The following is a 10,777-nucleotide window of genomic DNA, read 5'->3' on the forward strand; positions in this document are numbered from 1 at the left end:
TGGCTTGCTGGCTTCGGTAAACTGCGCATCCGTTTCGAACGACGACTTGATACCCATTACGCCTTGCTCAAATTGGCCTGCTCCTTGATCTGCCTGCGATTTATCGACAAGTTTTGTTAGCGGCTCTAAAGCCGAGCTGACTCCATGTCAGTCCGCCGTCGGTGTCGTTTCAGACACTGCGTTCCGGACAAATACCCGAGAGCAACGCAAACAAAGAAGGGATGGCCGGCGCACGCCCGCTTTGCCGGCGCACGATGAAATGGCCGTCGCGGTCGGGACGTTCACTCACCCATGGCGCCGGCACTGCCGCTTGCGCGAGCAGCCAGCCGCGGTCGTTGGCGCCCGGAACGCTGCCCTTGCGGGCGCAGCCGCAGGAGTGGACCCGCCCCTTGAGCACGTCGTCCTTGAACAGCACGACGCGCTGTCCGCAGGCGCAGTCGAACGCCCACAGGTGGCGGAACTGGCGGCCGGCCGGGTGGCGGGCGATAAAGCCGACCGCGGTCAGCCGGCCAAACGGCAGCCCCGCGATGGAACGGGCTTCTTTCATGGCGCAGTCTCCTTGTCGGTGGCGCGCAGCCAGGCCAGCGCGCCGCCCAAACGCAATACTGGTACCGCGACGTTATCGGCGCGGGCACGGTCGGCCGCGTCGGGTGCCGAACTTTGCACGGCGATGACCACCGGCGCTCCGGCCACCTCCAGCAGCAGGGGCGAGCCGCTGTCACCGCCCAGCGTGTCACAGCGGTGGGTCAGCCGGACACTGCCCTGCAGCGCGCTGACCTTACAATCCAGGTGAGCCTTCAGGTGCACGCTGTCGTCTTCCGGGTAGCCGGCTTGGCTGACGTGCCAGCCGGTTTCCCGCAGCGCCTGGCGCAGGGCGCGCGCGTCGCCGGCGAACAGCGGCAGCGTCGCCGCCGGCGGCGCGATCGGCGCGCGCAGGCGCACCAGCGCGATGTCGTAGGGCGCCGCCTCGGGGGAAATCGCGACGCCGCCGCCACGCGCCGGCGAGAGCCCGTCCATCAGGCGGCGGTCGACGAAGGCACGCCCGGGCACACCGAGCGCGGCTTGCGTGTCGCCGTGCTGGGCCAGACGGAACGCGACGGCGGGGTCGAAGCGGCCGTGCTCGTCGATCAGGCAATGCCCGGCGCTCAACACGATGTCGGGTGCGATCAGCGTGCCGGTACACAGCTGGCCAGAACGCGACTCAAGCTGGCCGATCGCCTGCCAAGGCATGCGCTCCGGCACCACCGCCACCCGGTCATCGTGGCCGAACAGCAGGGGGTTGCCGGCGACGGCCGGCATGGCGGCCAACAGGGCCGGCAACAGCCAGCCGGGATGCAACTTGGACATGGAGCCCCATCAAAAAAGGGCGCTTGCGCGCCCCGGAAGAGAGAGAACTACAAGGAATTACTTGGCGGCGGAAGCGGCCTGCTTGGCAGCGGGCTTCTGTTCCTTCTTCTTGGTGGCCTGGGCTTTCTGCTCGACAGCCTTGGCTTCGGTCTTGGCTTCAGCCTTCTTCACAGCCTTCTTCTTGGTCGCCTGGGCTTTCTGCTCGACGGCCTTGGCTTCGGTCTTGGCTTCGGCTTTCTTCACGACCTTCTTCTTGGTCGCCTGGGCTTTCTGCACCACGGCTTTCTTTTCAGCCTTGGCAGCCGACACCTTCTTCTGCTCGGCCGGCTTGGCGGCGGCAGCGGCGACGGCCGGCTTGGCGGCCGGGGCAGCGACCGGAGCGGCCGGCTGCGAAGCGAAAGCGGAACCGGCGAAAGCGGAGGCAACGGCGAAGGCGATCAGTTTTTTCAGCATGGTCAATCCTTTATCAGCGGGTGGGGTAGCTGGAAACGACATCCGGTTTCCACGCCGAGCAGACTAGCCCCGGCCGCACTATCCCGTCCGTTTCAAATTGTGATGCAATGTAACCAAATGTAATTACCGCACCGCACAGCGGCCGCATGCCCCACAATCCGTCCGGCACCGGATCAGGAGTACCCATGTCTTGCAGGATCGTGTTCGTCGAGGACGACGCCGAACTTGGCGCGCTGATCGCCGACTTTCTCGCCCGCCACCAGATGGACGTCGTGCTCGAGCCGCGCGGCGACGCGGCACTCGCGACCATCGCACACGAACAGCCGGATCTCGTGCTGCTCGACATCATGCTGCCGGGCAAGGACGGGCTGACACTGTGCCGCGAGCTGCGGCCCAACTTCGACGGACCGATCGTGATGCTGACCTCGCTCGACAGCGACCTCAACCAGATTCTCAGCTTCGAGATCGGCGCCGACGACTTCGTGCTGAAGACCTCGCCACCGACGGTGCTACTTGCCCGCCTGCGCAGCCTGCTACGCCGCAAGGGCACCGCCCCCCTGCCCGTCCCCCCATCGGCTCCCGCACGGCGGACGCGGCTCGCCTTCGGCGCGCTCGTCGTCGACGAAGGCCGGCGCGAAGTCAGCCTCGCGGGACAACCGCTCGCGCTGTCGACCGCGGAATTCGACCTGTTGTGGCTGATGGCGAGCCACGCCGGACAGGTGCTCAGCCGCGACACGCTGATGCAGGCGATGCGCGGTGTCAGCTACGACGGGCTGGACCGCAGCGTCGACGTCGCCGTCTCGCGGCTGCGCCGCAAGCTGGGTGACGTGCCGCCGGCGCCCACCCGCATCAAGACGCTGCGCAACCAGGGCTACCTGTTCGTCGCCGAGGACTGGTGATGCGCAAGCTCTTCGTCCAGTTCTACCTGCTGCTGGTCGGTTGTTTCCTGACCGTGGTGTTGCTGATCGGCTCGGTGTACGACCGGGTGGTCGACTCGGCCAGCGACCGTTACCTGAGCGACCTGCTGACCGCGTCGCTGACCCTGATCACCAGCGAGCTTGGCAACGTGCCGCCCGAGCGCTGGTCGGCGGAACTCGCGGCGGCCGGCCAGCGCCTGTCGTTCCCGCTGCGCATCGAGCCGGCCACCGCGTTTGACCTGAGCGAGGCCGACCGTGGTGAGCTTGCCGCCGGCAATATCGTGATGCTCGAGGACGACTACCTGTTCCTGCAGCGCATGCCCGACCCGCGCTACCTGCTGGTCGCCGGCCCCCTGCGCTACCTGATCTTCCAGCATCAGATCCATTGGGTCGACTACGCGCTGATCCTCGTGATCGCACTGTCGCTGGCCATTCCGGTGTTGTTGTGGATGTACCCGCTGGCGCGCGACCTGAGCGCCTTCGAACGCGCCGCGCGGCGCTTCGGGCAGGGCCGCCAGCAGGTGCGCGTCGACTTGCCGCCGCGCTCCGGTATCCAGCGGCTGGGCGGCGCGTTCAACCTGATGGTCGAGCGGGTCAACCGGCAGATGGAACAGCGCAAGGCGCTGACCGACGCGCTCGCGCACGAGTTGCGCTCGCCGGTGGCACGCCTGCGCTACCGGCTGGCGCTGGCCGCCGGCGAGGAGGCGTCGACCGCGTGGTCGGCGGCGATGGAGCGCGACCTCGACGAGATCGACGCCCTGCTCGAAGAGATGCTGCTGCACGCCCGGCTGGACAGCCCGCAGACGCCGCTGTCTCCGTCCGCCATCGACAGCGCCGCATGGCTAGGCCGCCATCTGGAACGCGCCCGCGCGCTGGGTCCGGCACTCGACTGGCAACTGAACCAGACCGCGCAGACGCCGGCTAGCTTCAACGCCGACCCGCACCTGATGGGCCGCGCGCTGGACAACCTCTTCGCCAACGCGGCGCGCCACGCGCGAAGCCGGGTGACGGTGACGCTGGGCAAGGACAACGGATTCTGGCGCTTGAGCGTCGACGACGACGGTGCCGGCATCGCACCGGCCGACCGCGAGCGGGTGTTCGAGCCCTTCGTGCGGCTGGACGCCAGTCGCGACCGCCGCACCGGCGGGCACGGGCTGGGGCTCGCCATCGTCGCCGGCATCGCGCGCGCGCACTCGGGTTACGCGCGCGTCGAAGCCGCACCTGGTGGCGGCGCCCGCTTTATCCTGGCCTGGCCGTGCGCGGCGATGCCGGCCCGGCCGCAAGACGCCACCAAAAGCTAGTTCGGGTCGACGTGGGTCATCACGTTGAGCGCCGGGTGCTCGGCCATCACCCGCGCGCGCGCGTCCAGCGCGATCGCGTGCCCCTCGCGCACATTGAGGTCTCCGTCCACTTCGAGGTGGACGTCGACGACGATCATGTCGCCCATCTTGCGGGTGCGCAGGTCGTGCACGCCAGCGACGCCCGGCGTCGCCAGCAGCGTCTCGCGGATCTTCGCCTCGGCCTCGGCGTCGGCTGCGCGGTCCATCAGGTCGGACAAGGCGTCCCACGCGAACTCGCCGCCGGTCTTGACGATCATCAGGCCGACCACCAGCGCGGCCGCCGGGTCGAGCAGCGGGTACCCCAGCATGTTGCCGGCGATGCCCAGCGCAACCACTAGCGAGGAGAGCGCGTCCGAGCGCGCGTGCCACGCGTTGGCGACCAGCATGGTCGAGCGCACCCGCTCTGCGATGCCGAGCATGTAGCGGAACAGGCCTTCCTTGCTGACCAGGGTGAACAGCGCGACGAACAGCGCGAGCGGGTGGACCCGCGGGATGGAGCCCGGGTCGTTGAACTTGCCGGCAGCCGACACCAGCATGCCGACGCCGACTGCCAGCAGCAGCAGGCCGAGCACCAGCGACGCGGCGTTCTCGTAACGCTGGTGGCCATAGGGGTGGTCTTCGTCCGGCCCCTTGCGGCTGTGGTGGCTCGCCACCAGCACGACGAAGTCGGCCAACAGGTCGGACAGCGAGTGCAGGCCGTCGGCGATCAGCGCCTGCGAGCGGGCGAAGACGCCGACGACCACCTGCAACACGGTCAGTACCAGGTTGACGGCGACGCTGACCAGCGTGCTCTTGCGCGCCGCCGCGTGGCGCTCCAGCGTATCCTCGTGCTCGGTCGCGTGCAGGGCCGGCTCAGTCATGACGCGCGCCCGGATGACGGTGGCGGAACTCCTTGACGCCGGTGACCATCGCGCGCGGCAGGTTCACGCCTTCGACACGGCTCATCAAGAGCGCCGCGAGCACGTGCACGCCGGCCAGAGCCAGCAGGCCGTTTGCCAGCCATTCGTGCGTCTCCTCCAGCCACTCCTCGCCCCAGAACGCGTCGGTCCCCATCAGGTAGCCGCTGATGCCGAGCGCGAGCACACCGGCCATCAGCGCGAACATCATCAGGGCGCCAGCCGGGTTATGCCCCGGATAAGGGTCGGGCTCGCCCGCGGCCAGCCGGTCCAGATGCGCGCACAGGCGGGCGGGCGTCGGCCAGAAGCCGGCAAAGCGGGCGTAAGGCGTACCGATCACGCCCCAGATACAGCGAGCCAGGATCAGCGCGAACGCGAGGTAACCGCTGTAGCGGTGCGCGCGCGCGCCGTCCTCGAGCACGAACAGGTTGAGGACGACGCAAGCCACCAGCGTCCAGTGGAACAGCCTGACAAAAGGGTCCCACACCGCGACGCGGTGGGGCAGCAGCGGGTCTGTCATGGCGTAGCCTCCTGCAAAAGGACAAGGGGCGCCACGCGCCCCTTGCCGGATCCGTCGCGGATCAGTTCTCGATTTCGGACTTCACCGGCTTGCCGGAGACGGTGTCGAAATAGATTTCGGCCTTCTTGCCGTCGCGGGTGTGCCCGTACATCTCGTAGCAGTTGCCGTCGACCTTGAACTTCTTGATCTGGTAACCGTCGGCTTCGAGCTTCTTCTTGAAGTCGGCTTCCTTGATCCACTTGTCTTTCGGGTGCGCTTCGCACTTGGCGCCGGCAAAGGCGGCGGTCGAAGCAAGGGAGGCCAGCAGGGCAAGCAGCAGGGTTTTCTTCATCGCACTTCTCCTTGAACGGGTCCGCGACGTTGCGGCACCACCATATTTAAACTGCACAAGCTTAAGGGATGATTAAGCGATCTGGATTTCTTGCCGGCGCCGTGCTGCAGCCTCGCTGCGCTGCAAGCACCAGCCGTCGTACACGGCGAACACGGCGACGATCACGCACCAGACCACGTAGGCGCTGAACAGGTTATGCGACAAAAAGTGCGCGCCGCGCGCCATCTGTACCAGCCCCATCAGGCCGCCGACCAGCAGCCCCGCCGCCAGCGCGAGCCGCGCGCGTGCGGGGTGGCTGCCGCGCCAGTAGAAATAGAGCGCCATCAGCGTGAAGCCGCCGGACGCATGCCCGCCGGGAAAGCAGCGGCCGCTGCCGGACAACAGCGGTACCGCATCGAGCAGGCGGAAGAACGCCGCGTCGCCGCCAAACTCGGTCAGCTCCCACGGACAGGAATGCGCGCTCGCAGCCTTGAGCAAAGACACCGCAAGCGAGGCGAGCGCCATCGCCAGCACGGTGACGCCCAGCCTGGCGTCGCGGGTACGCCACGCGCGAAAGGCAAGGTACAAGGCGAACGCGATCACCGCGTCCCGCGCCACCTCGTGCCCCCAGAAGGAGAGCAGCGGCAAGGACTTCAGCGGGAAGGCGCCGAGTTCGGGCGAGTAAAACAGCCGCGCCAGCATGAAGTCGACGCCGCTGTAGCGCTCCAGCGCGAACAGGGCGGCGCCCAGCGGCAGCAAGAGCGCGAACTGCCGCATAAGGAAAGTGCGCCACTCAACCACGGCCAGCCCCTTGCCGGCAGCTCGCGCCGATGTCGAGCGACGCCTGATAGAGCGAGGTCGACACTCCCATCAGCCCGAGCACCGAGTGGAACAGGTTGTCCTGCGACAGCCGCTCGCCTGTCTTGCCCTGCAGGCAGGCGGTCGACACACCGCTCACCTGCTGGAAACCCGGCGACAGCCACGCCAGCATCGGCACCTGCTTTTGCGCGTCCGGTGCCAAGGCGTAGGGCGTGCCGTGCAGGTAGAGGTTGCCCTCGCCGAGCGACTCGCCGTGGTCGGACACGTAAACGAGCGCGGTGTTGACGTCCTGCTGCGCGGCCAACTGCTTGATCGCCTCGGCGAGGAAATGGTCGGTGTAGCGGATGGTGTTGTCGTACGCGTTGCCGATCGACGCCTCGTCGCACTTCTGCAGTTCGCTGGTGCGGCACACCGGCTGGAAGGTCTCAAACGCCGCCGGGTAGCGCTTGTAGTAGGCCGGGCCGTGGCTGCCCTTCTGGTGCAGCACCAGCACGCCGTCGCCCTTGAACGCCGACAGCCGTTCGGACAGGCCCTCCAGCATCACCTCGTCGTAGCACTCGCCGCTCGCGCACCACTTGGCGTCTTTCCACTGCGAACGGTCGTCGACCGGCAGCCGCACGCACACGCCCTTGCAGCCTGAATTGTTGTTCACCCACTGCACGTCGAGCTTGGCGTGCTGCAGCACGTCGAGCAGGTTCTGCTGGCTCTTGGCCACGGTGGCGTCGTACTCGTCGCGCCCCATGCCCGAGAACATGCAGGGCAGCGACACCGCGGTCTCGGTGCCGCACGACCACACGTTGCGGAAGTAGGCAAGGTCGCCCAGCTTGGCAAGCTCCGGGTTGGTCGGCCGTGCGTAGCCGCCGAGCGAGAAGCGGTCGGCGCGCGCGGTCTCGCCGACGACCAGCACCAGCACGTTCTTCTTGCCGTTGGCGGCGCCGGCCATGTGTTGCCGGGCGTCGAGGCCGATGGGCTCGATCACTGTCGGCGTCGCGAAATGCTGCTTGAGGTAGCTGCGCGTACCCTGGATGAAGTTCAGCGGCACCAGCTCGTAGCGCAACTGGCGGTGGTTGCGCATCAGCGACGAGAGGTCCTGGTAGCCCGCCAGCGCGACGCCGAAGAGCACCCCCACGCTTGCGACGATCGCCAACAGCCGCACCCCTAGTTCGCGCAAGGGCGGGCGGAACGCGACCGGCAAGCGGAACAGCAACCAGGCCGGCAGCACGCCCAGCAGCAGCAAGGCGGCCGCCATCTTCCCGGTCATGAGGTCGCGCACCTCGGCCGGGTCGGTCTGGAACACGTTCTGGATCATGTTGGCGTCGATCAGCACCCCGTACTGGCGCATGAAGTACTGCGCGCCCGCCGCGCCGATAAACAGCAGCGCGACAAGCGGCCGGAACAGCCACGGCCACAGCAAGAGCTGCAGCACCAGCGTGAAGAACGCGGTCACCAGCAGGAAGGCGAGCAGCAGCGTCTGCCACCCGCCGGCGGGGTCGGACGCGGTGATCTCGTGCATGCGCTGCCAGAACGGCAGGTTAAAGAAGACGACGAAGGTCAGCGCCAACAGGGGGGCCAGGTACTCGGCGCGCCAAGGGCGGCTCTGTGCTGCAACGCGCCACGGACGGGCCAGAGTTAAGGCAAACGGCTTGGACATGGTCGGGGCGGGAAGAAATGACAATAGGAAGCTAACAGCGCAAGCTTAACAGCCGCTTAAGACAGGGTGGTTCGGCGCCGACGATATTGCATGCCATGCACGGTGCGGATGTAATAAAAGCGTCACATAAACGGCAGGGCGCGCACGCTATACTGCCGCCCTCGCGCCCGAACCGCGGCGCCCTTCTTTGCACGCATCCGCCATGAACGCAGCCAAACGCATCCGCAAATACGTCAGCGAAGGACGCGACCCCGAGCAGGTCGAGGTCCTCACCCGTCTCGCCCGCGCACTTGAAGCCGGCGAACCCTTCGATATCCGCTCGCTGTACGACATCAATATGCGTTACTTCGACACCGCGATCGACCTGTTGAAGGACTGGCGCTTCGACCAGCACCTGAGCGCGCGCAACAAGCTGATCGCGCGCATCACTGCGTCTCAAGGGCTGGACGAAGCCTGAAGCCGCGCGCACAAGGCCCGGGTGAATTCGGCCGTCGTCGCCTGCCCGCCCAGATCCGGCGTACGCACACCCGAGGCGAGGGTGTCCGCGAGAGCAGCCGTAAGCTGCCGCGCCAGATCCGGCCGCTGCCAGACACGCTCCAGCAGCAGCGCGACGCTCATTAGCGCCGCCTGCGGGTTGGCGATGCCGCGCCCGGCGAGGTCGGGCGCCGAGCCGTGCACCGGCTCCGCGATCGCGCACCCCTCTCCCACGCTCAGCGACGGTGCGACCCCGAGCCCGCCGCCGAACGCGGCGGCCAGGTCCGACAGGATGTCACCATACAGGTTGGGCGCGACCAGCACGTCGAACGATTCGGGCGCGGCGGCCAGCCGGTACGCCGCGGTGTCGACCAGCATCTCTTCCACTTCCAGCCCGGCGTAGCCTGCCGCGACTTCGCGCACGCTGTCGCGGAACAGCCCGTCGCTCAGCGGCAGGATATTCGCCTTGTGCACGATGGTCAGCTTGCGCCGTGCGCGCGACGCCGCAAGTTGGCACGCGACTTCGCCGACCCGTGTCGACGCCGCGCGGCTGATCCGCCTCAGCGCGGTCGCCACCTCGCCGTCGCTGGTTTCTTCGCCGATATACAGGTCTTCGGTGTTCTCGCGCACCACCACCAGGTCGACCGCCCACGCGCTGCCGATCGGTGCAGTGGTCGGCCGGATATTTGCGTAACACGCGAGCGAGCGCCTCAACTCGACAATCGGCGAGCGGTAGCCAGCCACCTTGTACGCGGGCGAGCCGACCGCGCCGAACAGCACGGCGCCGCACGCGCGCGCGCAGGCGAGCGTCGCCTCCGGCAACGCCACCCCCCGTTCGATAAAGGTCTGCCAGCCGGCTTCGGCGCGGTGCACCTCGAGCTGCGGCAGCAGGACCCGCAAGGCCGCCAACGCGGCGTCGACCACCTCCGGCCCGATACCGTCCCCCCCGATCACGCACAATTTCACGGCTGTCCTCCCAGTTCAAAAAATGATTTTGGCATTGCACGGGCAGGCACGGAAGCGGCATTCCAAAAATCGAAAAATAGCGCTTTCCGGTAAGTCTTTTTTTGATAGCGGATGATGCTTTTTTGGAATGTTCGGTTTATCTAATGCGCGTACAAATACGTCCAAGCAATCCACACCGAATTACCAAAACGAGGGCATTCACCATGACCAAGATCGTCAACTCCTGGAACGACTTCGACCCGCTCAAGCACGTGATCGTCGGCCGCGCCGACCACAGCTGCGTGCCGCCGGAAGAACCGGCAACTTCCGAAAAGGTACCGATCGACAGCCCGATGCGCGGCATGTGGGGCCCCCGTCCGCTGGAAACCGTCGAGAAGGCCAACGCCCAGCTCGACAACTTGGCCCGCGTGCTGGAAGAGCGCGGCGTCAAGGTCGACCGTCCGAGCCCGCTGCAGTGGAACCAGCCCGTCATCACCCCGGACTTCCGCACCGGCTCGATGATGACCTGCATGCCGCCGCGCGACACCCTGCTCACCATCGGTAACGAGATCATCGAAGCGGCCATGTCCTTCCGCTGCCGCTACTGGGAATACCTGGCCTTCCGCCCGCTGCTCTCCCAGTACTTCAACGAAGACCCGGAATTCCTGTGGAGCCAGGCTCCGCGTCCGCGCCTGTCCGACAAGTCGTACAAGCACAACTACTACGACGAGCGGATCTCCCTCGAAGAGCGTCTGGTGCGCACCGCCAACAAGGACTTCGTGACCACCGAAGAAGAAATCCTGTTCGACGCCGCCGACGTGCTGCGTCTGGGCAAGGACCTCTTCATCCAGCACGGCCTGACCACCAACCGCAAGGCGATGGAGTGGTTCAAGCGCAAGTACCCCGACTTCCGCATCCACGCCGTCAACTTCCCGGGCGACCCGTACCCGATCCACATCGACGCGACCTTCGTGCCGCTGCGTCCGGGCCTGATCATCAACAACCCGCACCGCAAGCTGCCTGAAGCCCAGCGCAAGATCTTCGAGAAGAACGACTGGCAGATCGTCGACGCGGCGATGCCCGCCCACAAGGAACCGCCGCCGCT

Annotated in this window: 13 protein-coding genes and 1 pseudogene; 5 read left to right on the forward strand and 9 right to left on the reverse strand. The window is 66.9% G+C overall.

The features are described from left to right. Positions 1–120: pseudogene (locus GZH52_RS16425) on the forward strand (IS5/IS1182 family transposase); the annotation flags it as partial. A gap of 49 nt (positions 121–169) precedes the next feature. Here GZH52_RS16425 and GZH52_RS16430 read toward each other — a convergent pair. Genes GZH52_RS16430 through GZH52_RS16440 form a run of 3 tightly spaced genes read right to left on the reverse strand, consistent with a single transcriptional unit; the run spans position 170 to position 1,800 of the window. Further along, positions 170–547: a hypothetical protein gene (locus GZH52_RS16430; protein ID WP_163318010.1), complete on the reverse strand. Its 378-nt coding sequence runs from the start codon at positions 545–547 to the stop codon at positions 170–172. Beyond that, positions 544–1,347, reverse strand: a complete 804-nt coding sequence (locus GZH52_RS16435) for a trypsin-like serine peptidase (protein ID WP_163318011.1) — start codon at positions 1,345–1,347, stop codon at positions 544–546. The genes GZH52_RS16430 and GZH52_RS16435 overlap by 4 nt, the downstream gene beginning before the upstream one ends. A 57-nt stretch (positions 1,348–1,404) precedes the next feature. Then, positions 1,405–1,800, reverse strand: coding sequence for a hypothetical protein (locus GZH52_RS16440; protein WP_203525822.1), 396 nt, complete (start codon positions 1,798–1,800; stop codon positions 1,405–1,407). A 185-nt stretch (positions 1,801–1,985) separates the two neighbouring features. On the opposite strand from GZH52_RS16440, the gene rstA reads away from it, so the two are divergent. Both rstA and rstB read left to right on the forward strand, forming a co-directional pair. Continuing rightward, the gene (gene rstA / locus GZH52_RS16445) at positions 1,986–2,699 is read left to right on the forward strand and encodes a two-component system response regulator RstA (protein ID WP_163318012.1); all 714 of its coding nucleotides are present in this window, start codon (positions 1,986–1,988) and stop codon (positions 2,697–2,699) included. Next, positions 2,699–4,018: a two-component system sensor histidine kinase RstB gene (gene rstB / locus GZH52_RS16450; protein WP_163318013.1), complete on the forward strand. Its 1,320-nt coding sequence runs from the start codon at positions 2,699–2,701 to the stop codon at positions 4,016–4,018. The genes rstA and rstB overlap by 1 nt, the downstream gene beginning before the upstream one ends. On the opposite strand, the gene GZH52_RS16455 is transcribed toward rstB, so the two are convergent. The 5 genes from GZH52_RS16455 to GZH52_RS16475 form a co-directional block, all read right to left on the reverse strand. Further along, entirely contained in the window at positions 4,015–4,917 is a 903-nt protein-coding gene (locus GZH52_RS16455; protein WP_163318014.1) for a cation diffusion facilitator family transporter, read from the reverse strand. The two genes, rstB and GZH52_RS16455, sit on opposite strands and share 4 nt — an antisense overlap. Further along, positions 4,910–5,473 carry a cytochrome b/b6 domain-containing protein gene (locus GZH52_RS16460; protein ID WP_163318015.1) on the reverse strand — a complete coding sequence of 188 codons (564 nt, stop codon included), beginning with the start codon at positions 5,471–5,473 and terminating at the stop codon, positions 4,910–4,912. Before GZH52_RS16460 ends, GZH52_RS16455 begins: the two co-directional genes overlap by 8 nt. A gap of 61 nt (positions 5,474–5,534) precedes the next feature. Further along, entirely contained in the window at positions 5,535–5,804 is a 270-nt protein-coding gene (locus GZH52_RS16465) for a PepSY domain-containing protein (protein ID WP_163318016.1), read from the reverse strand. Between the two features lie 72 nt (positions 5,805–5,876). Further along, positions 5,877–6,584, reverse strand: a complete 708-nt coding sequence (locus GZH52_RS17085; RefSeq protein WP_163318017.1) for a phosphatase PAP2 family protein — start codon at positions 6,582–6,584, stop codon at positions 5,877–5,879. Then, positions 6,577–8,253 (reverse strand): phosphoethanolamine transferase, encoded by a 1,677-nt coding sequence (locus GZH52_RS16475; protein WP_163318018.1) that lies wholly within the window; start codon positions 8,251–8,253, stop codon positions 6,577–6,579. The genes GZH52_RS17085 and GZH52_RS16475 overlap by 8 nt, the downstream gene beginning before the upstream one ends. Positions 8,254–8,455: 202 nt before the next feature. Here GZH52_RS16475 and GZH52_RS16480 point away from each other — a divergent pair, with 202 nt between their 5' ends. Continuing rightward, positions 8,456–8,710 (forward strand): hypothetical protein, encoded by a 255-nt coding sequence (locus tag GZH52_RS16480; protein WP_163318019.1) that lies wholly within the window; start codon positions 8,456–8,458, stop codon positions 8,708–8,710. Here GZH52_RS16480 and GZH52_RS16485 read toward each other — a convergent pair. Then, positions 8,689–9,693, reverse strand: a complete 1,005-nt coding sequence (locus tag GZH52_RS16485; RefSeq protein ID WP_163318020.1) for an isocitrate/isopropylmalate family dehydrogenase — start codon at positions 9,691–9,693, stop codon at positions 8,689–8,691. The two genes, GZH52_RS16480 and GZH52_RS16485, sit on opposite strands and share 22 nt — an antisense overlap. A gap of 203 nt (positions 9,694–9,896) precedes the next feature. Here GZH52_RS16485 and GZH52_RS16490 point away from each other — a divergent pair. Then, positions 9,897–10,777, forward strand: an 881-nt coding sequence (locus tag GZH52_RS16490; protein WP_163318021.1) for a serine/threonine protein kinase, incomplete at its 3' end; no start/stop codon positions are given.

Origin of the sequence: Crenobacter caeni (assembly GCF_010435965.1) — a bacterium.
GTDB lineage: Bacteria > Pseudomonadota > Gammaproteobacteria > Burkholderiales > Chromobacteriaceae > Craterilacuibacter > Craterilacuibacter caeni.